The 26,848-nt window shown below is 41.1% G+C and carries 12 protein-coding genes; 10 read left to right on the forward strand and 2 right to left on the reverse strand.

Annotation, left to right across the window (positions count from 1 at the left end):
* Positions 1 to 31 precede the first annotated feature (31 nt).
* The 5 genes from F8R90_RS29825 (at position 32) to F8R90_RS29845 (ending at position 8,732) form a co-directional block, all read left to right on the forward strand.
* On the forward strand, positions 32 to 1,663 hold the full coding sequence (locus tag F8R90_RS29825) for a mechanosensitive ion channel family protein (protein ID WP_230967097.1): 1,632 nt from the start codon (positions 32 to 34) through the stop codon (positions 1,661 to 1,663).
* 235 nt (positions 1,664 to 1,898) lie between these two features.
* Positions 1,899 to 2,627 carry a response regulator gene (locus tag F8R90_RS29830; RefSeq protein WP_442946768.1) on the forward strand — a complete coding sequence of 243 codons (729 nt, stop codon included), beginning with the start codon at positions 1,899 to 1,901 and terminating at the stop codon, positions 2,625 to 2,627.
* A gap of 27 nt (positions 2,628 to 2,654) precedes the next feature.
* A complete protein-coding gene (locus tag F8R90_RS29835; RefSeq protein WP_196513652.1) occupies positions 2,655 to 4,535 on the forward strand; it encodes a sensor histidine kinase in 1,881 nt (626 codons plus the stop codon).
* A gap of 175 nt (positions 4,536 to 4,710) precedes the next feature.
* Entirely contained in the window at positions 4,711 to 5,370 is a 660-nt protein-coding gene (locus F8R90_RS29840; protein WP_230967099.1) for a DUF928 domain-containing protein, read from the forward strand.
* 212 nt (positions 5,371 to 5,582) lie between these two features.
* A complete protein-coding gene (locus tag F8R90_RS29845) occupies positions 5,583 to 8,732 on the forward strand; it encodes a two-partner secretion domain-containing protein (RefSeq protein ID WP_230967101.1) in 3,150 nt (1,049 codons plus the stop codon).
* A gap of 260 nt (positions 8,733 to 8,992) precedes the next feature.
* Here the strand turns inward: F8R90_RS29845 and F8R90_RS29850 are convergent, their stop codons facing one another.
* Positions 8,993 to 11,680: a CHAT domain-containing protein gene (locus F8R90_RS29850; RefSeq protein ID WP_331000747.1), complete on the reverse strand. Its 2,688-nt coding sequence runs from the start codon at positions 11,678 to 11,680 to the stop codon at positions 8,993 to 8,995.
* 596 nt (positions 11,681 to 12,276) lie between these two features.
* On the opposite strand from F8R90_RS29850, the gene F8R90_RS29855 reads away from it, so the two are divergent.
* The 4 genes from F8R90_RS29855 (at position 12,277) to F8R90_RS29870 (ending at position 20,149) form a co-directional block, all read left to right on the forward strand.
* Complete coding sequence (locus tag F8R90_RS29855; protein WP_196513655.1) at positions 12,277 to 16,428, forward strand: beta strand repeat-containing protein; 4,152 nt, start codon at positions 12,277 to 12,279, stop codon at positions 16,426 to 16,428.
* Between the two features lie 114 nt (positions 16,429 to 16,542).
* On the forward strand, positions 16,543 to 17,235 hold the full coding sequence (locus F8R90_RS29860; RefSeq protein ID WP_230967103.1) for a hypothetical protein: 693 nt from the start codon (positions 16,543 to 16,545) through the stop codon (positions 17,233 to 17,235).
* Positions 17,236 to 17,670: 435 nt separating this feature from the next.
* Positions 17,671 to 19,398 (forward strand): ShlB/FhaC/HecB family hemolysin secretion/activation protein, encoded by a 1,728-nt coding sequence (locus F8R90_RS29865; protein ID WP_196513656.1) that lies wholly within the window; start codon positions 17,671 to 17,673, stop codon positions 19,396 to 19,398.
* Between the two features lie 127 nt (positions 19,399 to 19,525).
* Positions 19,526 to 20,149, forward strand: coding sequence for a Uma2 family endonuclease (locus F8R90_RS29870; RefSeq protein ID WP_196513657.1), 624 nt, complete (start codon positions 19,526 to 19,528; stop codon positions 20,147 to 20,149).
* Between the two features lie 588 nt (positions 20,150 to 20,737).
* Here the strand turns inward: F8R90_RS29870 and F8R90_RS29875 are convergent.
* A complete protein-coding gene (locus F8R90_RS29875; protein WP_196513658.1) occupies positions 20,738 to 24,136 on the reverse strand; it encodes a two-partner secretion domain-containing protein in 3,399 nt (1,132 codons plus the stop codon).
* 400 nt (positions 24,137 to 24,536) lie between these two features.
* On the opposite strand from F8R90_RS29875, the gene F8R90_RS29880 reads away from it, so the two are divergent.
* A partial coding sequence (locus F8R90_RS29880) for a S8 family serine peptidase (protein WP_196513659.1) occupies positions 24,537 to 26,848 on the forward strand: 2,312 nt, incomplete at its 3' end.

Consider the following 26,848-nt stretch of genomic DNA (forward strand, 5'->3'; position numbering starts at 1 on the left):
GCTTGAGTAAAATTATCTTATGAGAATCTTCATGCTTTATTCTCACCGTTTGCGACTGCCATCAAAATATTTCTATATTCTCATTGCAGTACTAACTTTTGTTTTACTTCTCTGGTTAACTCCTGTCTTTGCTCAAACATTAACTAAAGCTCCGGTTATTTTGGATGGGCAAAAGCTTTTTCAGATCAGCGATTCTGGTCAGTATAGCGCTCAAGATCGGGCAAATTTAATCAATTTACAACTAAAAAATGTGATTCAAACTTCTGAATCTATTCAAGTTAAAATTGAAAAGCGCAACCAGCTACCTACTATTTTGCTGAATGACCGCTATCTGTTAACTGTTACAGAACAAGATTCTGTTCCAGGTAGCACAGTTGATGAGCAGGCAACGATGTGGGCGCAGCAACTTGAAGAAGAGTTACAGCAAGCCCACTTAGAGCGAACTAGAACGTATCTCCAACAAACAACTTTTGTCGCAGTAGCAATTTTATTCATAACTGCCGGATTTAGTTGGCTATTGGGATGGATTAAGCATCACTTTTTCCGAGTAGCATCACAACGCTTAACTACTACCAACGCCATACCTAATTCTGAACCACTTAAAGTATTAGAATTATTTTTAAAATTAGTCTTAGCAAGTATACGTATCGGGCTTTGGGTAAGTGCTGTTCTTTATATCACTAATCTCTTTCCTTTCACTCGTCAATGGAGCTACCAAATTTCAAATATTCTGATTACTAGTTTCACCTCACCTCTTCTGACGTTAGGTAAAAATCCTTATTCTATTACTGAATTAATAATTTTGATTGGTTTGTTGTTCGGCTTAGTTATCTTTGCTGGAACTCTAACCAATTTTTTACGTTCTCGCATTCTATATTTTACTAGAATCAATCGTGGCGCTCAAGAAGCGATTGTAATACTTTTCAAATATGGTGTAATTTTTATTGGCACATTGGTACTGCTACAAATCTGGGGGCTTGACATTAGCTCTTTGACAATTTTAGCAAGTGCTTTAAGCGTTGGAATTGGCTTTGGCTTACAGGATATTGCTAAGAATTTTGGCAGTGGTTTAGTATTAGTATTTGAGCGCCCGATTCAGGTTGGAGATTTTGTGGAAGTTGGCGAATATACCGGTATTGTCGAGCGAATGGGCGCAAGAAGTACCGAGATTCGTACTCTTGACCACGTTTCAATCATTGTACCCAACTCTCGTTTTTTGGAAAAAGAAGTAATCAACTGGAGCCACCGCAACCCGATTTCTCGCCTTCATCTCCCCGTGGGCGTTGCTTATAGTTCAGATCCAAACGCGGTGCAAGCTGCTCTTTTAGAGGCAGCATCTAAGCATCCCAATGTATTGCAGGTTCCTTCTCCTTTAGTGCTTTTTAAAGAGTTTGGTAACAACACCTTAAATTTTGAGTTATTAGTATGGACTGCGGAACCTAATAAACAATTCTTGCTCAAGAGTGATTTATACTACAAGATTTACGAAGTATTACAGCAAAGGCAAATTGAAATTCCTTTTGCTCAGTTAGATTTACATATGCGTTCTGGCACCTTGGAATTTACACCAGAAATGCAGTTAGCTTTAATACAAATGATGAAACGATTGTCAAACAATGAACAACGCATAGATCCAATCAATCAAAGTAAAAATCAAACGTAAATTCAGAATTGCCTCGGAATCTATTTGGGAAACTACTATTTTTTGACGATGGCTACGCCCCGCAGCACCCTTCCCTATGGCGAACCGGAAGCAAGCTACTAGATTTGCACTTTTCTGCATATGTCTAAAATTCATCTCCAATTAAAATAGGCAGATACTTCAACTGATAAGCCTCAAAACAAACACCGTAGAGTTAGGGATTTTTCAGTAAAGCTTAAACAAACTTATAATTTAGATGAATTTAGGTGAAAATATGGTAAGGATAAGTTTGAAAGAACATCAAGTTTATGGGTATTTACCAGTGGAAAAAAAGCTGGGTATTCTTGTTGTCGATGACCATCAATTAATTTTGACTGGTACCCTCGATGTCTTAAATCGTGAGTATCCCAAAGCTTCTATCATTAAAGCTCAGACGGGAAAAGATACACTTTCTCACGTTCAGTGTTACCAGTTTGACCTGATTATGATGGATTTATCAATTCCCGATCGCCAAGGGGAGACAGCAGAAATTGATACCGGAATTAAGCTGTTACAAACTTTGCTCAAAGAATATCCCCATCAGAATTTCATGGTGCAAACTAGTTATGTCAAGGCCTTGATCCGAATCAAACACGAGATTGATAATCATCAAGGTGGGTTTGCGATCGCAGATAAAGGATTACCCGAAAATGAAATGCTGATGCGGGTTAATTTGGCCCTTCAGGGTGCAACTCACACCAAAGACATCAAAACGGGAATCGAACTCAAACCCGAATGGTTGGATGTGTTGCGGTTAGCTTTTGAAGAGAGTTTGACAGATAGAGCGATCGCCGAAAGAATGTATAAATCAGAACGTGCAGTACGCACTTACTGGACGAAGATTCAGGATGTTTTAGGGGTGTATCCTGAAGACTGCAAGCAAAGTGGTAGGAATATGCGAATCCTCACCGAAATTCGTTCCCGTGAAGAAGGCTTAATTGATTAATACGCAAAAAATTAATCTGGAAGCTAGATGAAAAGGAGAATCTGGAATCGCATTTGGAAAGAATTCGGTTTATGGTCGCTGGCTGCACGTCCAGGGATCATGGTGCTGTTGTTGGTAATGTTGATCCGAATAGCTGGAGGAATGCAATCTTGGGAATGGATGCTTCTCGATACGATGTTACGTCTGCGTCCGGTAGAAAAACCTGATGAACGTGTAGTAATTGTGGGTATCGACGAAAAGGATATTGAATGGGTTAAGCAATATCCAATTCCAGATGAAAAGATTGCAGAGTTACTCACCAACCTGGAAACTTATAAACCGCTAGCTATTGGGCTGGATATCTTCAAAAATGCTCCTGTAGAACCTGGTGGCGAACAACTAGCGCAGATATTACGAGCAAATTCTAATATTATTGGTATTGAAAAAATTTTACCACCCGCAGAAACTTCGCCACCCCAGAGCTTGCCACCCGAAGGAGTTGGATTTGTCGATTTACCTAATGATGAGGATAGTAAAAATCGACGCTATTTGTTATATACACCGAATCCTAAGAATATCAATGAAGATAAATATTCTTTAGCATTGCGGTTAATTACTAAATATTTAAAGGCGAAAGGCATTGAGTTGGAAACGGGAAAAAATGACCCGAATACAATAAGATTCCGTGAGATTGAATTACCCCGAATTACCCATAATTTTGGTGGATACGTCAGAGTTGATGATGGGGGATTATCAATTTTAATGAACTTCCGCAACAGTGAGCGACCTTTTAATGTTGTGTCGCTGCGCGATATTCTCAGTCAGAAAGTTGATGCAAGATTGCTGCGCGATCGCATTGTCTTAGTTGGCAACCGCAACATGAGTGCTGGTGATATTTTTTATACTTCTGCTTTGCCTAATTTAAAATTAAGCGGTCAAATTTATGGCATTGACTATCACGCTCATGTCATCAGTCAAATTCTTAGTAGTGTAATAGATAGTCGCACGATGTTGCACAGTTGGGGAGAGTTTGGAGAGTACACATGGATATTTCTTTGGGGTTTTTTGCCGATTATTATCGGACGGCTGACCCAATCTGTGTGGAGAAATTTACTTAGTGTAAGTGTAGCAGTATTTTGTCTGTTTAGCTGCGGGTATATGATGCTGTGGGTGTGGGGTGTATGGATTCCTGTAGCACCTAGTTTTCTGATATTAGCCTTGAATGGGGTAGGTTTGAGTGCTTTTGCATTTTACCAGCATGATAAATTCTTGCGATCGCAAATTAACGAACGTCAAAGTACGATTCAACACACTTTTACTGTAATTCATAATGGCCCTTTGCAAACTCTTGCCTATGGATTAAAGCATCTACGTGCTAAAGATATCCCTTATGAACAACTAGTTGGGCAATTTGAAAAGCTGGATAGGGAAATTCGGGAAATTGGTGAATTTCTCAAACTTGAAGCATTAACCACAGAAGAGAGTTTGCGTTTAGGTAGCGGATTAATACTCGAATTGAACCGACCACTTCACGATTTATTATATGAAGTTTATTCTAGTACGTTAGAACGTAAAGATTTTGAACATTTTAAAACATTAAAAGTAAAAATTCGCAATTTTGACCCAATTGATGATAAATACTTAAGTATAGAAGATAAACGCGGAATATGTCTGTTTTTGGAAGAAGCTCTATGTAATGTTGGTAAACATGCTCAAGGAGTCAAGCGCATTCAAGCATCAGGTGTTTATAGTGCAAGTAAATACAACTTGTGGGTCAAAGATAACGGTTCAGGAATTAAATCAAAGCTAGAAAACAAAGGTACAAAATATTTTAAAATCCTTGCCAAACAATTAGGAGGAGAGTTTCGCCGCGAATCAGTTTCCCCTTGCGGGACTATATGCGAACTTAGTTGGAAACCCATGAAATAATTTCAGCTTTGAGATTTTGATTGATGATTCGTTTCATGCAAAAGTGCAAAAAGTAAGACCTTTAAAAGTTTTAGATAACCATACAATCAACAACATCACCATGAGTCATCAACATTTTGCATTTTGGCGAAATCAGTGCAGACTTACAAGTTTGGTTATGGGCGCGGTTTTTCTCATGACTACAGTCCCAGCATTTGCCCAGTTTAAACCACGCGATCGCAAACCAGCTAGCGGACATTCCCGTGCGGGTGGTTCTCGTGGATGTCCAATTAACGGCGGTATCCCTGTGACACAGCTTGCACCTCAGACATTTATTGGTAAAACCACTTCCACCCGTCCAATGTTAGCTTGGTATATGTCAAGTTCCCAAAATGTGCGATTCCGATTGGCTGAATTTGATTCAACCAACACCCCTAAACAAATTGGCACAGTTAAAGAAATACCCACAACAGTCGGGATTAACAAGCTAGAACTTCCCCTCGATTACCCCGAACTCACAGTGGGTAAAACATATTTATGGCAAATTGCAATTGACTGCGGAAATGACCCGATTGTTAGACGTGCAGAATTTACCGTCATCCCTCCTCAATCACTTGTAAAAAAACAATTTACTAGCATTCCTGAAAGCGTAAATTATTATGCTGAAAATGATTTGTGGTATGAAGCACTCGAAGAAGCATTGAAAGCAACCGATAATGGTAAACTTGGGCAAACTGGGGCAAATTTAGTTAAAGAACTTGCACAGTTTGAAATGCTGACGGGTAACAACGTAGATAAAAAAAATATTCAGCAAAGAATCGAATACCTCCAGAAAATTGCCAGCGAAAGAATATAGCAGTTTTCATTTCGATGTAACACATTTTGACCTCTCTCCAAACCTCTTTCCTAAAAGGAGAGAGGTTTGAATCTTAATCCCCTTCCAACAACAAAAGTTTTCCGCTTCCCTCTCCTCGTAGAAGAGGGTTAGGGAGAGGTAGGGAAGGGGCTGGAGGTTAGGTCTGTATTAAACAACTAAGAACCACTATAGAAATAGTAGGCAGAATAGAAATGGTGAAAATTTGGTGGTTTGCTGTCACGGGATGGCTGGGATGCGTGGGAGCAGTTGCAGTTTCTATTAATCCTGCTTTTGCTCAGTTAACTCCCGATAACAGCCTGGGAAGTGAGCGATCGCAAGTCATTCCTTTTAATCAAAATAATGACATTATCGATGGCGGTGCGGCTCGTGGTACTAACCTATTCCACAGTTTTCAAGATTTTAGCGTTGGTGTTGGCCGAGGCGTTTATTTCGCCAATCCAGAAGGGATAACAAATATATTTTCTCGTGTTACTGGTGGTAACTCATCGAATATTTTCGGGAATTTGGGGGTATTAGGTGATGCAAATTTGACTTTGCTCAATCCTAATGGCATTTTGTTTGGTCAAAATGCCCAGTTAGATATCCAGGGATCGTTTCTGGGGACGACAGCAAATAGTTTAGTCTTTCCTAATGGAGTAGAATTTAGCGCCACAAATCTCCAACCACCGCCGTTGTTGGCTATCAATGTACCAGTTGGCTTACAGTTTGGTTCGCAACCCGGAAGTATTACTAGTCAAGCAGTTCGTAGGTTAAGTGTTGGTACTGGTAGCGCTCTAGCATTTATGGGCGGTGAAATCAACTTGGATGGTAGTTTTTTGTTTACTCAAAATGGACAAGTGAAATTGACAGCAGTCAGTGGAGATACAACCGTTGGGTTGAATGTCAATGGCTCCTCATTGGGTTTTAATTTACCAGAAAATGTCGGACGCGCACCCATCAACTTAACGAATGGTAGCTTCATCGTTGCGAGTGGTAATAGTGCAATTGAACTATTTGGGGGGGAGATTGGGTTAAACGATGTGTTTATTTACGGTAACAATGGTGGCTCAATTGTGGTTGATGCGACTCAATTGAGTTTAGGCAATGACTCTAGCATTGTGAGCGCTACTTTTGGTGCAGTGAAGGGTGGTGATATTCAAATTCAAGCCAGCGATGCAGTAACTCTCGCTAGCAGCAGTTTTATTTCTTCCAACAACTATGCTACGGGTGCGGGTGGTGATGTCACCATCAATGCCGGAAAAATCACAATTACCGGAGATGGAACAGAAAATAGCAGTGGTATCTTGACAGCTAGCAATGATAAAGGCAATGGAGGGAATCTCACCTTAAATGCTACGGAGTCGCTTAACGTCAATGGCGGCTTTATACACGTTAACAATGACGGTGCAGGTAATGGAGGAAACTTGACTGTGCGAACTACAGATGCAGTCAATATCACTGATAACGGCTCTTTAGGGCTATTCGGCCGTGGCTCTGGTTCAACAAGGAATATACAAATTGAAACAGGCACTTTGCGAGTTCAAAATAATTTCTTGGGGGGGGGAGTGACAGCACTTGCATCTGGTGGTGGAAGTGTCGGTTCTATTTCTATTCAGGCTCGAAATGCGGTTGAGGTGACTCAAAGTAATATATATACACTTATTTTTCTTCCACTCGGAAGTACAACTCAAGCAACAGCAGGGGATATCACCATTGAAACCCAGCGACTCAATCTCAAAGATGGGAGTGATATCAGAACGAATACTGATAGCAGCGCAAATGCGGCTAACATTTTGATTAAAGCAAGTGAATATGTAAGAATTAGCGGCAAAAGCTATGTATCAAGCAATACTTATACTGGCTCAGGAAATAGTGGCAATGTAACGATAGAAACGCCTCAACTCTCCCTAACTCAAGGAGGACATATAAACACCTCATCTACTAGGAGCAGTGGTAATGCCGGGAATATTACCATCCGCGCCAAAGATGTAGAATTGGATGGGTTTGTTTTCGTACCTAAAGAACAGTTTTTGGCTGGACTAAATCAAGGTGCTGCGGAAGAATTTTTGTCTGATCCTCTAACACAAGAAATTCTGTCTCGGTTCGGGGGTATTTCTGATATGAGTGACTTATCCTCGGATGTTACTGAAAGTAATGCCGATGTCCGAGGCGGCACAATAACTATTGACACGGAACGGTTGCGGTTGAGTAATGGTGGAAACATATCAACCTCAGTATTAGGGGGACGAGGACAAGGGGGTAATTTGGTGGTTCGTGCCACTGATTCTATTGATATTACTGGGGTTGGTGCAGAACGACTAGATGGTTCATTTGCACCATCAGGTTTATTTGCCGAGGTGCAAACGCGAGGAATTGGTTCTGGGGGCAATATCAGCATCCAAACTCAACTATTAAATGTACAAGAACAATCGCAGATATCATCAGCAACTTTCGGAAATGGAAATGCGGGTAATTTAACTGTACAAGCTGATAACATTAGCCTGATTGGTTCAAACGGTGGGTTGTTCACTGGTATAACATCATCAGTTTACGAAGGGGCTAATGGTAAAGGTGGTGATATAGATATCACTACCAATAATCTTGATATACGTGATGATGCTCAGATTATCTCTGGCAGCCTCGGTACGGGTGACGCTGGAAATATTAAAATTAATGCTAATGTTCTAAAAATTATTGGTAAACTCAGTGCGATCGCTTCTTCAACGAACGCAGGTAATGGTGGTGACATCACTCTCGATATCGCTGATTTATTACTCTTGCGCGGTGGTGCTTTCATATCAACCACCGCAGGTAGAAGCCAAGCTAGTGGCGATGGCGGTAACATCAATATCAACTCTAAATTTATCGTTGCCATCCCTGAAGAAAACTCCGACATTAGGGCTAACGCATACACTGGTTCTGGTGGAAGAGTTCAAATAAATTCGCAAGGTATCTTCGGTATTGAGTCGCGTCCACAGCCAACCGAAAAAAGCGATATTACTGCAAGTTCCGAATTAGGCGTTTCAGGTATAACCGATATTAACGCACCCGATACCACTTCCATTCAAAACAGCTTCACTGGAGCATTTCCAAACGTCATTGATACTAATGCACTCATCGCCAATAGTTGCGTTTTACGCAGTTCCAAGCAAGAGGGTACATTCTTTATTACTGGTTCTGGCGCTTTACGTAATAGTCCGGGGAATGGATTAATTTCAATCTATTCGACTGGTGAGGTGCGTAATGTTGAACCAATATCGTGGACTTGGAAAAAAGGCGATGCAATAGTTGAACCACAAGGGCTTTATCGACTTGCTGATGGACGCTTGGTACTCAGTCGAGAATGTCAGAATAATTCGTAATGACGCTCCTGCGTCGCTAACGCTGCGCTAACGTAATTCGTAATTCGTAATTTTTTGCTGGGGTGTACACACAAACCGATTTATTTTATATAGCAATACGCTTGGGATAAGGGTTATTGGTGTAGATTATTGGTCTTTCAAGACGCGATAAATCGCGTCTCTACATCTGGATTTTGGGCTTTTTGAAGTTTGAAATAACTTATCTTTGTTCCAAATTTCTCCGCCTTGAAAGGGGTAGCCCTATTAATTACGAATTAGCATCACAGCCAATTACCGATCGCAATCATTGGTGCCCAATACGCAGGATTGTCATAGCTAGGATTTATACTTTCGGATTGCGGTAATTTTTTAGCATGAATCATTCTAATTTGGGCTTTTTGCAATGCTTCTGCAATACTCATGCCTGCGTTGCGGTAGTTGGTGTAAAATGTTTCGACTAGTTCGGATGTTGATTGATCGCTGACACTCCACAAAGATGCGATCGCACTTTTAACCCCAACTTGCAATGCAACTCCAGCTAATCCTAGTGTGGCACGGTCGTCGCCAACTGCGGTTTCACATGCAGTCAAGGTGAGTAGTTCGACGCTATCTGATTTACTGTTGAGGTTTCGCAGTGAGTTTTCTAATTGGCTGATGGTAAGTTTTTGGTTTTTACCTGTAACAATAAAGGTGTCTTCAGGAATGATGCCAAATTGAGCGTGGCTAGCTATGTGAACAATGGGATATGTGCTTTTGTCAAGTGTTTTCTGAAAACTTTCGGGGAAAAAGTCTTTATCAATGAGGTCGGTATGATTAGGAAATATACCTTTAACTGCACTAACTTCATCGGGAACAGCAAAAAGTTGGTCAAAATCCTTCCCGTCGATTGTGGCTTTTTCCGTTAAACCCAAAATTAACGCTTTTTGTGTACTGCCATCGCGTGCTTTGGGTGTGGTAAGTCGTAAACTGGGGGTTGTAGCAACTGCGTAGGTTTCGACTAAATATTTCTGTTGTTGACTGTCATAAAGTGCTGCCATTGGGACGCTACGCAAAAACCCATCCTGAATAAATACCAGGGTTTTGACTTTCTCCGGTTTGATATCCTCAGCAAAGGGGCGAATTATCCAATCATAAAGCTGTGCCGCAGTTGTTGTATCGTAGCTAAATTCTTCTTTGCCTTTAATTAATCCTGTGCGAAACTCGGCAATTTTTTTCTGTAGCGCGTCGCTGCTAACTATTTTGTTTGTACCTTCTTGATTGGGGTCTTCAATCCACTTAAATTTAGTTGCCTGATTGGGTAACTGCAATAATATCCCGGTTTTGTCCTTTAAAATTATGGAACTCAAAAACCCAGTATTCTGAAACGCTACACTATTATCCTTGAGGAGTTCGCCCACCTGTTTGGGATTCAAGGCACTTAAAATGCAATCATTACCAAAATAATTCTGTAATTCTGCTAATTTCAAAGCATCGATGGTTTTAACTACTGCCGATAATTCATTGGCGCGTCGTTCATCGGCAATTGCCCCAACTCCTAGCAAATCAAGCCGCGACTGTGCCAATGTCCGGTACAATGGTCGCACAACATCGCGGAAATCAAACTGTACATCCCGTTCGGCGGTCAAAATATCGCTGCGGATATCTTCCAGGGTATCAAATGCTCGTTGATAAGATGCGATCGCTTCTTCTTTTCGCTTCTCTTTATCTAAAATGCGTCCGGCTTGCCACTCCCACAAATACAAGCTATCTTTTGCACTCAACTTGTTGTCTGCTGCAACGATCGCAGCTTGGGTATATTTTAATGCTTTTTCATTCTTTAATGCTTTTTCATTATCTGGGCTACATTCCCAGAAATGGCCCAAAGCACCATTAGAATAAGAAATTAGGCGATTATCTTGTAATTTTTTACTTGTTAATACTGAGTTTTCGAGCAACTTTAATGCTTCGTTGTTAGATAAAACTGGCTGATTTGCACAGTCGGTAAAGGGTGAAGTTCGTTTAGCATCGGGCTGCAAGTATGCTAAATCAATTGCCCCATAGACTTTTGTTGCTGAATCGGGCAAAACTTCGAGAACTTTTAAAGCATTTTTAACGGTTGTGTTAAACTCCTCATCATTAATCAATTTGCTCTTATTTGTCTGGGAATCCAACTGAATTAAATTTAATAATCCCCGCATCTCTGCTAAAGGTTGTTTTTCATTGCGGGCGAACTTTATACTATCCTGAAAATATTGATAAGCTCTGTCGTAGTCTTCTACAGATTGTTTACTAAATTTTTGTTCTTTACTAAAAATACCAGTCTTATTGGCAGAATCAGCTTGTAACTCTCGCAATTGACCGCGACTTTTGTAAGCATTGCCCAAACTATTAAAAACCAAAAATTTATATTCTGGTGCAACTTCTTGTGCTGCATCTAAATATTGAATTGCTTGGTCGTAACTTCCGATTAAGCGATATGCTTCACCGAGAATACCCAAAGCCGCAACTTGACCGCGTTTATCGTTATATTTGGTGGCGATTTGTGCAGCACTTTCTGGAGTGCATTTTATTTGCTGACTTGGTTGATTTTCGTAACTTTTCGGCTTATCTACTAGTTGACCACACAAAAGTGCGATCGCTTTGCGGGGTTGTCCCAAATTGCTGTAAACTTGGGCTAGTTCTGATTGCATTCGTCCTACTTGCTGGATATTTGCTATGGCTCCATAGTCACGAATTGCTGCTGATAGGGATATAATTGCTGCTTTATTTTCTCCTACTTGTTGATAGGCACGCGCCAAATTTTCATTTACAACCGCCGTAACTGACGGATTATTATTATCTTGATTTAATGCCTCTTGCCAATTTTTTATCGCATTAAATAAATTTCCAGCATTATAGTCTTTAATACCTTGCTCAACTAGTGCAGTGACATTTGGAGTTTGTGCAGATACGACTTGTCCAAACGAAAGACATGTTAGTAATGTTGCCAAAAATAATACTTGAATAAATCTGTGATGTCGGTTTGGTTTTTGGTGTTGCTGAGTAGAGAAATAAATTAGCCTCTTGCAGAGGTTTCCGACCTTAAGCAAGATTTGCATCCAGCAACGCATAGAGAGTAACGTTTTGAGATATTTATGTTTGGTTTTCATATTTCTAAACATAGAAAAAATAGGTATTTAGCTTTTATTGTTTAAATTACCAGAAATCAGCAGAAAAAACTGAAGTTTTCAAAAGTGTGCAGTTTTCTGCAATTTATCTCAAACAGCAATTAGACCGACACTGTAGCCAATACAGTTCAGATAAGACCAAAACACTTGTAGAGACGGCGATTTATCGCGTCTCGAAAAACTAGCATCACAACAAAACCCAACAATATCAAGTCTTTATTGAGTCGAGCGATCGCAAAATACAAGCTACTATTGCTATTAATTCGTTAAGCAAATTGAATATTGTGGAATGTATATAATAAAGCCCTCTACTGATATTATTGAATTATGGTCTAACCTCGACTCCTCATAACAGAGAAAAAACATTCATATCAGCAATATTGTGGATTGTCTTTGAATTTCTCCAAGGTAAACTACTTATGAATCAAGCACATCATCCCCAAAAAGCTAGTATTAAAAGTATTATTCCTTTATGCCTAATAACTGCATTCAGCCTTTCCTCGCCAGTCCAGGCACAAATCACACCTGACAACACTCTTGGTACAGAAGCTTCTCAACTCGATCCAAATGTGTTAATTAATGACACACTGGGTGACAAAATTAACGGTGGTGCAACACGCGGTGGCAATCTTTTTCATAGTTTCAGCGAGTTTAATATTGAAGATGGGCAACGTGTGTATTTTGCCAACCCAACTGGAGTAGAAAATATATTAACGCGGGTAACAGGTGGGATTGCATCGAATATTTTCGGGACTTTGGGAGTTGATGGTGCAGCAAATTTGTTTTTGATTAATCCCAATGGGATTTTGTTTGGGGAGAATGCACAGTTAGATGTGCAAGGGAGTTTTGTCGGGACAACAGCCAATGGAGTGCAGTTTGGAAATCAGGGAAATTTTAGTGCAACTAATCCCCAAGCACCACCCTTATTAACCATCAATCCTTCAGCGTTGCTGTTTAACCAACTAAATCAGGGGGGAATCACCAATCAATCCCAAGCACCAGCAGGTATTAATCCTGCTGGTCAAAATGTCACAGGCTTAAGAGTAGCAGATGGTCAGAACTTATTGCTGGTTGGTGGAAATATCAACATCAATGGCGGAGCAATTGGGGCTTACGGTGGGAATATTGAATTGGCGGCTTTAGCTGCACCAGGAACAGTTGGACTGAATATTACAAATAACAATTCGGCTAATTTAGTGATACCCGATGATGTGGAACGTGCAGATGTTTCTTTGAGCAATGGTGCAGAAATCAACGTCCGGGGTGCAGATAGCGGTAACATCAAAATTAATGCGCGAAATGTGAATTTAACAGAGCAAAGCAAACTCAGAGCAGGGATAGATATAGGCTTGGGAACGCCAAACAGTCAAGGTGGAGATGTTGTAATTAATGCTACAGCGACAACAACTCTAACTGAATTGAGCTTTATTGCTAATGTGATAGAAGAAAGAGCTTTTGGTAAATCTGGTGATATTAACATCACTACGGGGTCACTAAACTTAGTCAATAACAGTACATTAAACGCTAGCACTTATGGTCAAGGTAATGCTGGTAGTGTTTTAATCCAAGCAAAGGATGGTATTTCACTTACAGGTGGTGCTGATATTAAAAGTTCTGTTGAACAAGGCGCTGTGGGTAATGGCGGTAGCATTGAAATTCAAACTGGTTCCCTCTCGCTAACAGAAGGTTCGGAAATTAATACCACAATTATCGGACAAGGTAACGGAGGTAATATTGCTATCAACGCCCGCGAAACAATTTCTCTAAATGGGTTTGGTAACGTTAGCAATATATTTAGCCGCATAATTAGTTCTGTCAACCCTTCAGGTGTAGGTAATGGGGGAGACATTCAGTTAACAACTGGGTCACTTGCAGTTACTAATGGCGCTTTTATCACTAGCAGCACTTTGGGCAAAGGAGACGCAGGCAACATCATAATTAATGCCCGCGACACTATCAGCTTTGATAGAGATGCTTTTGCTGACAGTAATGTTTATCCTAGAGCAGTTGGCAATGCTGGAGACATTCAAATTACAACGGGGTCACTTGCATTTACTAATGGCGCTTTTATCGATAGCGGTACTTATGGGCAGGGAAATGCAGGTAACATCACTATTAATGCCCGCGATACAGTTACTTTTGATGGTGTAGGCAGGAATGGTTATTATAGCAGCGCCAATAGTATAGCTTTCTCTAATACGATGCCTACGGCGGGCTACGCCTACGCTAATGGTGGCAATATCCGCATCAACGCTAGAGCATTATTTTTAACCAATGGTGGTCAACTTAATGTGTATAGTGCTGGGCAAGGTAACGCTGGCAGTATCTTTCTTGATACGCGTGATACAGTGATTGTTGATGGTATCGGTAGTAACGGACTTCCCAGTGGTGCAAATTCCTTTGCAATGGAAAGCGGTAATGGCGGAGAAATTCAGGTAAACACTGGAACGCTGTCATTGACAAATGGGGGCAATTTATTCTCTTCTGCGCTGAGAAATGCGGGAAATATCACCATCAATGCCCGTGATGCTGTTATTTTGGATGGTGTAGCTGAGAATGAAATTCCCAGTGGTGTTATTAGTTATCTGAATAGTGGAGGTATCGGCAAGGGAGGAGATATCCAGATAACAACCAACTCTTTAACGGCACGCAATGGCGGAGTAATCGTTTCTAGCACTTTTGCTAAAGGGAATGCAGGCAACATCACAATTAATGCTCGTGATACTGTCACCTTAGATGGGGTTGGTAGTAATGGACTCTTTAGTGGTGTGATAACTAATGTCCCAAATCAAGGTGAGGGTAATGGTGGCAATATTGACATCAATGCTACTTCACTTTCACTTACTAATGGTGCTACACTTGCCACCTCAACTTCTGGACGGGGAGATGCAGGTAATGTCAATCTTCAGGTGACAGGTGCTGTTGATATTGCTGGGGAGAAAAACGGTTTTGCCAGTGGAATTCGCAGTTCTGTTAACACTAGAGCAGTAGGTAATGGAGGTAACATTACTATTGATTCTGGTTCTTTCTCATTACAAGATGGCGCTGAACTTACTGCCTCAACTTCTGGACGGGGAGATGCAGGTAATGTCAATCTTCAGGTGACAGGTGCTGTTGATATTGCTGGGGAGAAAAACAGTTTTACGGCTGGAATTCGCAGTTTTGTTAATACCAGAGCAGTAGGTAATGGAGGTAACATTACTATCGATTCTGATTCTTTCTCATTACGAGATGGCGCTGAACTTAATGCCGCAACTTTTGGACAGGGGAATGCAGGGAATGTGACAGTGCGTGCATCAGATTTTGTTTCCCTTACAGATGCGACCATCTTCAGCACGGTAGAAGCCGGAGGTGTAGGTCAGGGTGGCAACATTGACATCAATGCGACTTCACTCTCACTCACTGATGGCTCTCAACTTGTTACCCCAACTTATGGACAGGGAAATGCGGGAAATATTCGCGTCAATGCAAAAGATGCGGTAACTGTTTCTGGAACTAGTCAAGAAAACGGAGTTTCTACTGCTTTATTTACATTTACTGATTCTACTTCCACAGGCGAAGGTGGCAATATCACTGTAAACACCAATATCTTTCGTGTATCAGACGGTGCTTTACTAGATGCACGCACTAGAAATAATCAAAAGGGTGGTGATGTTACGGTAAATGCAAATGTCTTTGAAGCACTCAACGGCGGACAACTCACCACCACTACCTCAAGCAATGGACGTGCAGGTAAAATTACTGTCAACGCTGACGATAAGCTAATAATTAGCGGTATTGACTCTAATTACAATGACAGAAGTACTAAATTTCCTGGTGGCAGAGTAGCAAATATTGGTGCTAACAGTGGCTTATTTGTCAGTTCCACAGGTTCAGGAATCACAGGCGATATCGAAATCAACTCACCTGAAATCACCTTAGACAACCAAGGCAAACTCAACGCCGAATCTGCATCTGGTAACGGTGGTAACATCAATGTTAACAGCGATTTACTTTTACTTCGTCGTGGCGCTCAAATCTCTACCAACGCAGGGACAGAAGAATTAGGCGGCGATGGCGGTGACATCAATATCAACTCCAAGTTTATCGTTGCAATTCCCGACGAAAACAGCGATATCAGTGCTAACGCCTTTACGGGAACAGGTGGAAACGTCGAAATTAACTCCCAAGGTATCTTTGGTATCGAGTCGCAGACAAAACCAACTGAAAAAAGTGATATTACAGCCAGTTCGGAACAAGGCGTTTCAGGTGTAATCAACATTAACGCACCCGACACCAGTTCTATTCAAAACAGCTTCACCGAATTACCCCCAGTCATCGACACCAACGCACTTATTGCCAATAGTTGCATTTCACGCGGCACAAAGCGACAAGAAAACTCTTTTACTATTACAGGTTCTGGTGCTTTGACCACTAATCGTCCTGGGGTTTTGGTTTCTACCTACACAACTGGTGAGGTTAGAGGTGTGGAAACGACATCCCGTCCTTGGAAAAAAGGCGACCCGATTATTGAACCACAAGGATTGTATCGATTACCCAATGGGCAATTAATCTTGAGTCGAAGTTGTTAAACAGAAATATTGCATATATGGGAAAATCTGGCGTTGCAGTTTTGTGTAAATTGGGACGCACCATCATGCGATCGCACCATACAATTCATGCAACTATATATGCATAAATGGTGAATGCATTACCTAGTCATCTCCCTTAATCTGAGTATTAAAGAAACGGTTGATGTATCGCAAAACAGCAAAAATCATCAATTTATCACCGTTGCTGATGAAATTATCGTTATTTTTTTAACTCAGATTCAGAGGTTGATTATGTTTTATAAACTAGTTCGCAACACAGTTTTAGCAACATCTTTGGCATTCCCGAATTTCAAGCAAACCACTTCGATGGCAATTTTAGTCGCTGGAATTGGATTGTTTGGCATCAAGTCAGTAGATGCGAGACAGGCTTTAGTACAAACACCAGATGTTTCTCAATCTTCATCTTATGCGATCGCGCAACTGGTTGATGCCAATTCTCCGATTTACGGAACTTGGAAGCTAAGATATAGCATTGATGGAATCGTCCATCAAAGCGTCCTGGTAATGAACGGGTATTCTGGAGTGATGAGAACTAGTTATTTTGACTCTAGAATAAATAAAAAGCAGGTTGTAGACCAGGAAATTAGCCTCAAATCTTCTTCTCAAGGATTAGTTTTATTGGGATATAACCCAGTTTATCCTGGAACTTCTAGAAGACACCCTACTTATGCTGCTGATAACTTTCTGTTTTCTGTTGAGCCTGATGGTTCAGTAATAGCGTATACTTGCGATGATCTACGACAATGTTCAACTGTAGATGTGGAAAGGATAGTGTCCCAATCTTAAATAAAGATAGCGTAAACTATCTGTCTTTCAAGTTTCCTGGTGATTAGCGAACTGAGAAGTCAGCGCTTGCGCTATCGCGTATTTTTTTCTGACTGCATTTATTGTCTTATTTATCAAGATTAAAATGACCGAATCGGATCTTGATGATTGCATAAAGGTGTAATCATCAAGCAAACTATTATGGTATTTTAATTAAGTGATAATACTTATTATATATAGGACTATATTTTGATTGTTGAAAACATACTGAGGCGGAAAACCCTGTTTTATCAGGGTTCCATCTTAAATGCAGTTCAGAAATCAGATAATATTCCTGTATCTATTTATTGATGCGATCGCTAAGTTAGTTGGTGGGAATAAACAGAACTATATTACTAAGTATAAATATACCTAAAACCCCTACAAATGACGAATCTTACAAACAATAGATAAACAATGGGTTCCTACCTCCGGTTTCAACAGCTTTTTTTCATCTTATTTTCCTGCATCAGCATCACTCCACTCGCAGTATTTGCACAATCTACACCCCCACCTGGAGTAACAATTCCCCCTGATATTCCAGGGAAAGTGGAAGAAACTATTCCTCAACCATCACCATCACCAACTATTCCTTCCACACCATCTGCACCAACTGACCGCATACTTCCATCACCTCCACAGGAAAATCTACCCGATACTACCTTTCCTAGTGGTGAAAGTTTTTTTGTTAAAGAAATTCAAGTTATAGGCAATTCTGTTTTAGAAGATGAAATCATCAAGTTAAAACAGCCTTTAGAAAATAAAAACATCACATTCGAGCAGTTATTGCAACTGCGATCGCAAATCACCCAACTCTATGTTGATAATGGCTATATCACCAGTGGTGCATTTATTTCCAACAATCAAAATGTCGCTAGCGGTGTCGTGCAAATCCAAGTTGTGGAAGGCGAACTTGAAGGAATTTCAATTTTAGGGTTAGAAAGATTGCAAGCTGCATACGTGCGTTCTCGGATTGCCCGCTTGGCAGGTAAGCCTTTAAACCAAAAACGCCTTGAACAAGCGCTGCAATTATTACAACTTGACCCCGTGATTGAACGAGTCAATGCTGAGTTAACCGCAGGTAGCACTCCCGGAAGCAATATTTTACAGGTGACAATTACCGAATCGCCACCATTCCACGCTGGGGTTGTCTTTGCAAATAACCAATCACCTAGTGTTGGTTCAGAACAAGGGACTGTTTTTATTGCTCACGATAATTTCTTAGGGTTTGGGGATAAATTCAATGCTGAATATGCTGGTAGTGAAGGTTTAGACATTTACAATATCGGTTATTCTATTCCCTTTAACGCCCTAGATGGAACCATTGGTGTCCGCTACAGCAACAGTGCTAGCCGCATTATTGAAAGCGAATTTCGTGACTTGGATATCCGTAGCGAAGCCGAAACCCTTTCTTTTAATGTCCGTCAACCGTTAATCCACACACCAAATAGCGAATTTGCTTTAGGTTTGGCATTCGATTTACGGCGCAGTCAAACCTTCATCCTCAACGATATCCCCTTCTCCTTTACCGAAGGGCCCGAAGATGGGAAATCAAGAGTTACAGTAATCCGCTTTTCGCAAGATTGGTTACAACGTAATGCTAACAGTGTTTTAGCGGCGCGATCGCAATTTAGTTTTGGGATTGATGCTTTTGACGCAACCGTTAACGATAGTGGTACTGACGGGCGTTTTTTCTCTTGGGTGGGACAATTTCAATGGGTACAACGGCTATCTCCCCGCATCTTGATGCTGGCTAAAGTTAACACTCAACTTACTCCTGATTCCTTACTGTCGCTGGAAAAAATTAGCATTGGGGGAGTTGATACAGTGCGCGGCTATAATCAAAATCAACTTGTTGCTGACAATGGGGTAGTTGGAGGTGTGGAAGTTCGTATTCCCCTAGCATCGAATGTGGAAACATTACAGCTAATACCATTTTTTGATATCGGTACAGCTTGGAACAATCGCGGTGTTAATGCCGACCCACAAACCATTGCTAGTCTGGGGTTGGGTTTGAACTGGCAACCTTTTAACGGTTTGGTATTGCGTGCAGACTATGGTATACCATTGATGGGCACAAGCGATCGCGGTAATTCACTGCAAGATAATGGCTTTAATTTTTCAGTCCGCTATCAGCCGTTTTAATATTACCTCCATTTAAATATTTATAATTAACGTAGTTAAGTGAACGTTAAAAGGGCGATTGGAAAACCCGCGGAGGTGGGTTTTAAAGCTCTATTCGTTAAGGGTTAAGTTGACACTACTAAACCTTATGACCAAAATACAAGCCGAACCAAAAACATTTACTTTCGATGAATTTATCGAATGGTATCCAGAAAACTCAGAATTACGCTACGAATTACATCACGGGGTAATTGTTGAGATGCCTAAACCCAGAGGTAAGCATTCCAAATTAACAGGTTCCCTAATTGAAAAATTACTTATAACTATTAGAGAAACAACCAAAAGCGATATTTGGTTTATTCCTAGAGAATCGATTGTTAAACCTAATCGCAATCAGTCAGGTTACGAGCCAGATATCATTGTTCTTAACCAAGAAACTATTAGTAATGAAACACGTTGGGAAAGTGAATCAGTTATTCAAAATGCAACTTCAGTCAAATTAATAGTAGAAGTTGTTAGCACTAATTGGCGTGACGATTACTATGACAAGTTTGGGGATTATGAGGAGATGGGAATTCCCGAATATTGGATTGTAGATTATGCCGGGTTGGGGGGACGTGATTTTATTGGTAACCCTAAACAACCTGCTTTTTTTGTGTGCGAACTAGTTGATGGGGAATATGTCAAAAGGTTATTCAGGGGTAATGATGTAATTGTCTCCCTCACTTTTCCCAAATTCAACCTGACCGCGCAACAAGTTTTTGATTTGTGAACATCGCTAGGTTTAAATCCCCGACTTATATCGTGTTCGGTTAAGTAATTGGGAGGTAAAACTCCGCATATAACGACAAATTTCTCTGTTTTGCCTTCCTTGTAGCAACTTCTGCCTTCCCTGTAGCAGCTTCTGCTTTCACGTTTCCGTGTTTCGCGCAGTCTGTAGCAATTTCTGCTTTGACTTTATTAGAAGCAGACTCGCGTTACAGTTATAGCGCTTCTCGAATGGAAGCAATATAACCCTCTTTTGTCACTCTCCGGAAACTTTTGCCATTTCTGAATTCTAGAGCTTTTGTATAGCAGGCGATCGCGCGATTCTTCTCTAATAACAAATACAAGACCGATTTTTTTCTAATAGTATAGCTTGTATTGATTGCCTCATGAGGCTTCTAGCGATCGCCCTCCCGGAGAGTGACAGAAGAGGGATAAGTAGGTAGACATAATTAAATATAAAATAAACTCCTAGTTTGTAGTGAGCGATTTATCGCTCAAAGCAAGGATTATCAGGACTAAAGCCCTTACTACAAACTTTAAATTTATTTATGCCTAGATACTTACTTTGACCTCTCTCCTAAAAGGCTATACATTAATTAGAACATTCTCGACTCAATAGCAACTGTCCATTATTCAGCCGATATAAACCTTGCGGTTCAATAATCGGATCGCCTTTCTTCCAAGGACGGGATGTAGTTTCTAGACCTCTAACTTCACCAGTTGTGTAGTTAGAAACCAAAACACCAGGACGATTAGTGGTTATTGCACCAGAACCTGTGATAGTAAAAGAGTTTTCTTGCCGCTTTGTGCCGCGTGAAATGCAACTATTGGCGATTAGTGTATTGGTGTCAATGGCTGGGGGTAATTCGGTGAAGCTGTTTTGAAGGGAACTGGTATCGGGTGCGTTAATGTTGATGGCACCTGCAATACCTAGTTCTGAACTGGCTGTAATATCACTTTTTTCGGTTGGTTTTGGGCGTGGCTCAATACCAAAGATACCTTGCGAGTTAATTTCGACTCTTCCACCGAAACCAGTGTATGCATTCGCATTGATGTCGCTATCTTCTTCGGGGCTGGCGACGATGAATTTAGAGTTGATGTTGATATTACCGCCATCGCCACCAGCTTGTGCCCTACCTGCGGTGGTTGAAATTAAACCGCGATCGCGCAAAAATAATAAATCAGCGATGTCCAGGGTGATATTACCACCATTACCTGCATTCGTGAAAGAAGCGATCGCACTGCCTTTACCAATAATTTCCAGAAAATTAGCACTAATTCTAATATCTCCAGCTTCACCTGTACCTATGCTGCCGGAGACAATTTCAGCATTATCACGTACAATCAGGCGATTGGTAGTAATATCTATATCACCACCTTGACCATTAGCCTCTTCATCAACTGATGATAGTAAGCCAGTTGCAAACTCACTATCTGAACCAGTCAGGATAATGTTATCAGCTTGTACCCTTAAATTACCTGCATTTCCATTTCCCTGAGTTGCTGATGATATCTGCGATTCTTCTTGTACATTTAATAGTTGAGTTTTGATGCTGATATTGCCTGCGTTCCCCTTAGCTTCGTCGTCAACCTGAGTTATAACTTTGCTATTTCCACGTAAATCAATTTGATTGGTATTAATCGTAATATTTCCCGCATTACCTTGATTGAATGTAGAAGCAGAAATTTCTCCGTTATTGCTGAGGTTTAAGCGTCCTGTTGTCACGTCAATGCTGCCCCCAGAACCAATTCCCCCAGTTTGCAATTCTGCAAATAAACCTGATGGTGCAAATGAACCATCTAGTCGTTCTGCACCAACCCCAGTAATATCAATAGAATCAGTGGCACGAACCACCAAATTTCCCCCTTGTCCCCGTCCCAGTATCACTGAGGTATCGATGTTTCCACCATTACTCAAGCGCAACCGTTCTGTGTCAATAGTTATTGTGCCACCCCGCGCATCGGTATTACTTCCAGTCACATCCGAGGATAAGTTACTTGTCTCATAAAAACCCCCGAACCGAGACAGAATTTCTTGTGTTAGAGGATCGGACAAAATTTCTTCCGCACCAGCTTGACCTAGTGGAGCCAAGAACTGTTCTTTGGGTACGAAAACAAACCCGTCCAATTCTACATCTTTGGCACGGATGTTAATATTCCCGGCATTACCACTGCTTTGAGTGGATGTGGTGTCTATATGTCCTCCTTGACTGACAGTGACTCGCGGTGTTTCAATCGTTACATTACCTCCATTTCCTGAGCCAGAAAATGTACTGCTTGATACATAGCTAGAGAAACCGCTAATCTCTACGTATTCACTAGCTTTAATAAAAATGTTAGCTGCATTTGCACTGCTAAAAGTATCCGTACTTATATAACCCGCATCTTTGAGATTGAGTCGCTGGGTTTCAATGGTGATATCCCCTGCTGTTGCTTGAGTTGTACTTCCGCGTGGTGTAACAAAAATACCTGTAGATATTTTACTTTGAGTCACTTCAACCGCATTCCGAGCCTGAATGGAAATAGAACCGACACTTCCACCACCAGATGTAAGTGCTGTCACTCCCCCTTGGAGAAAATTGTTTTGAACTCGGAAAGTACCCGTTTCAATCCGCAGATTACCTGTTGAACCTGAACTAATGCTGAAGAGTCCTAAAGAAGCTTGGTTAGTTATATTGACAGCATCTCTAGCTCGCACTGTCAAGTTCCCTGCATTCCCTGCACCTCCAGATGTAACAGAGGTAAAGCCACCATTGATGTTAACCGACTCAGTAGCATTTAAAGTCAGGTTCCCTCCATTGCCTTTACCACGACTCAATGCAGAGAGAATACCGCTATTTTCTGCTATTCCATCTCCGGTAATTGTAATTTTTCCGGCATTGATAGTAATATCACCACCCACACCTGTAGCTTTATCGGTGCTAATAGATAAAATCTGACTGCTGTTAGCGAGAGTTACTGCATCGCTGGCTTGAATTTGAATATCACCACCCTTCGCTGCACCAGAAGTAGCACTCTGAATTGCAGCACCGTTATCCAAACTAAGTTGAGTCGCATCAACAACAATTGAGCCGCCATTGCTACCAAAAAGAAACGAATCGTTTAGCCCAATTTCACCGCCAAATAGTTCAATTGCACTATTGCCACTTGCAATGATGAAGCTACTATTCGTTAAGTTGATGGGTGCGCGTCCGAAATTTTCTGGAAACTGAAAACCCAATGAGGAACCATTGACATTTAGCCCAATATTTGCATCTCCACTAACTGCTCCTAATTTCACTTGTCCATTTTCAGTAGATAAAATACTACCATCCAAGGTAATTTCACCACCCATAAGTGCTAGGGTGCTACCAGAGCCAACATTCAAACCACTAATAATATTTCCTTGTGAATCCCGAATCAATGCTTGGCTAGTAATACTTCCAGGTTGCGAACCAAACTGCAAGCCAACAGGTACATTGATAGCTAATAACGGCGGTGCTTGGGGATTTGTGGCGCTAAATTCTATCCCATTGGGAAAGACTAAACTATTTGCTGTCGTTCCCAAAAAAGAACCATCCACATCTAAACTGGCATTTTTTCCAAACACAATGCCATTGGGATTTATCAAGAATAAATTTGGACTAGAATTACCAAATGTGCCCAGTCTCCCCAAAATTTCTGAAGGTTTATTACCTGTCACCCGTGCCAAAATATTCTGAATATCTGCGTTAGGACTGAAAAAATAACCCCCACGTCCCTCACTGATATTAAATTCTTGAAAGCTGTGAAAAAGATTGATTTGGCGAGTTGCACCACCAGTAATGACTTCAATTGGTTGCCCCCGAAAGTTGTCTATAACTTGAGATGACTCAGCCCCAAGTGTGTTATCAGGCACGATATTGCTTTGCTGTGCCTGGGTTTCGCTAGTGACAAGACTTACACTTAAGCAGCCCAGCAACCCTGCCAATCCGAACTGCAAACACCTGTTTAAACCGTATTTGATCGTCATTGGGTGCGATTTTATATAGATTACTTGAGTATCTAATAGAACTGCACCTTTAGATAATAAATCAGCGAATCTTCGTTAATTATGCAGTTTACTGCAATGGAGCGATCGCTATTTCTCAATAACTAAAAACTCATCGCTTCACAATACAACAGGCTAAATTGCAATACAGTTTTCTGCACTATTACATGCATGATGATGCAAATCACGATGCAAGTTTGAGTATCGTGATTTGCATAAAAGCTGAAGGATTAATTTCTGTAATTTCTTTACTGTGTGAATTAACAAAGATTTTAAGCGTCAAAAAATAGCAATCAAGTCTGAGTCATTAAAAATCAGCACTCCAGCTTATTTGACTAATTTCTCAGCATCTAAATATTTCTACAATTCAAGAGACAAACTTATGCCTACTTTTCCTACCGATCCCTTATTTCCGTATCAATGGTATCTCTACAACAACGGTCAACTCGGTGGTACTCCTGGTATGGATCTTAACGTAGTTAATGTTTGGGATGACTATACAGGGCGCGGTGTTGTTGTCGGTGTTTTCGAGGGGGGTGGAGTTGAATACAACCATCCTGATTTAGCTCGAAATTACAATACTTCCATAGACTATGATGGCGTTACCAACAGTGGTAATCCTTATCCTCTAACTGGAGAAAGCGGTCATGCTACTTCTGTTGCAGGCGTTATTGGTGGAACTGCTGGAAATGGCATTGGTGGTGTGGGTGTAGCCTATGGCTCTACCTTAGCTTCCTTCCGGTTTAATTACGGAAATTCTGATAGCCAGATTAGGGCTTTGCAGCGCTTACGCAATGTTGATGTCGCCAATAATAGCTGGGGTAGCACGTCAATCTTTGGGGCTAATTTTCTCAATCCTGCATATACTCCAGTAGCCCAAGCTATTCAGGATGCTGCCCAGTTTGGGCGTAATGGATTAGGAACTGCAATAGTTTGGTCAGCTGGAAATAGTCGTGAAGAAGGTTTGAATACCAATTACTCTAACTATTCCAACTCCCGTTACGTCATTACTGTAGCGGCACTCGAAGATGATGGTACAGCATCTTATTACAGCACTCCTGGAGCTTCTATTCTTGTATCAGCTTTTGGCAGTGGGGTTCCTGGCAGTATTGTGACTACAGATCGCCAAGGATATGAAGGCGATGCTATTGGAGACTATACTGGGGAGTTTAATGGTACTTCTGCTGCTGCACCTGAAATTTCTGGGGTAGTTGCTCTGATGCTAGAAGCCAATCGCAACTTAGGTTATCGAGATATCCAAGAAATCCTTGCCTATTCTGCTCGTCAAAACGATCCTAATAATTACGGGGGGTACCCATACATTTGGCAATACAACGGCGCTAAAAACTGGAATGGCGGAGGTTTACACGTCAGTCACAACTATGGATTTGGCTTAGTAGATGCTCATGCTGCTGTGCGTTTGGCAGAAACTTGGCAGAAACAGAGTCGATTTGACAATGAGCAGCGTCTTTCTTTTAGTTCAGGTAATTTAGGCTGGGCAATCCCGGATAACAATAACACAGGAATTAGCAGTACTTTTACTGTAGGCGGGGGTTTAGATATTGATTTTGTTGAAGTAGAACTCAATGTCACTCATCCCTATCGAGGGGATTTGGTTGTTTCCCTCATTTCTCCAAGTGGAGTTGAGAGTCTTCTGGTTTATCAACCAGGCAATAAGGAGGATGAGGGAGATAATATTGTGTTTAAACTTTCCAGTACACAACACTGGGGAGAAAGCAGTGCTGGCAACTGGACACTCAGAATAAAGGATCTAGGCCCTACAGATATCGGCATTTTAAACAGTTGGAAATTAAATTTATATGGGGATGCAGATACAGCCAACGACACTTATTTCTACACTAATGAGTATGGCATCTATGGCCCAACTACGCTAAGTGACAGTTCTGGTACTGATACAATTAATGCTGCGGCAATTACTTCTAATTCTTACCTCAACCTGAATCCAGGTTCTACAAGTATCCTCGAAGGAACTAACTTAATTATTAGTACAGGAACTACCATCGAAAATGCCTTTACTGGCGATGGTAACGACACAATTATTGGAAATAGTGCTGCTAACGTTTTGTCTGCTGGTAGGGGCAATGATACTCTTGATGGTGGCGCGGGTAATGATACTCTCAAAGGTGGTAGAGGGAATGATACCTATATAGTTAATAGCTCTGGAGATGTCGTTATCGAAAACGCTAATGAAGGTACAGACACGCTTCGGTCATCTGTTACTTATACTCTGGGTGCTAATGTAGAGAATCTAACTCTCACAGGTACAGCTGCAATCAATGGCACTGGTAACAGTCTCAATAATGTGATTACGGGTAACAGCGGCAACAATAACCTCAATGGTGGCGTTGGCAATGACACACTCAATGGTGGTGCTGGTAATGATACGCTCTACGGTGGTGCTGGCAATGACATTTTGAACGGTGGTGCTGGCAATAACACACTCTACGGTGGTACTGGCAACGATCGCTATATATTCAACAGTGATAATTATATAAGTATTACTGAATACGTTGGTGAAGGTGTAGACACAGTTGAGTCTGCCTACAGCTTTAACTTAGGTGCTGCTGATCTTGAAAACCTTGTTCTCACAGGCACAGCTGCTATTAACGGCACTGGTAACAGTCTCAATAATGTGATTACGGGTAACAGCGGCAACAATAACCTCAATGGTGG

The organism is Nostoc sp. NZL (genome assembly GCF_015714705.1).
Classification (GTDB): Bacteria; Cyanobacteriota; Cyanobacteriia; order Cyanobacteriales; family Nostocaceae; genus Nostoc; species Nostoc foliaceum_A.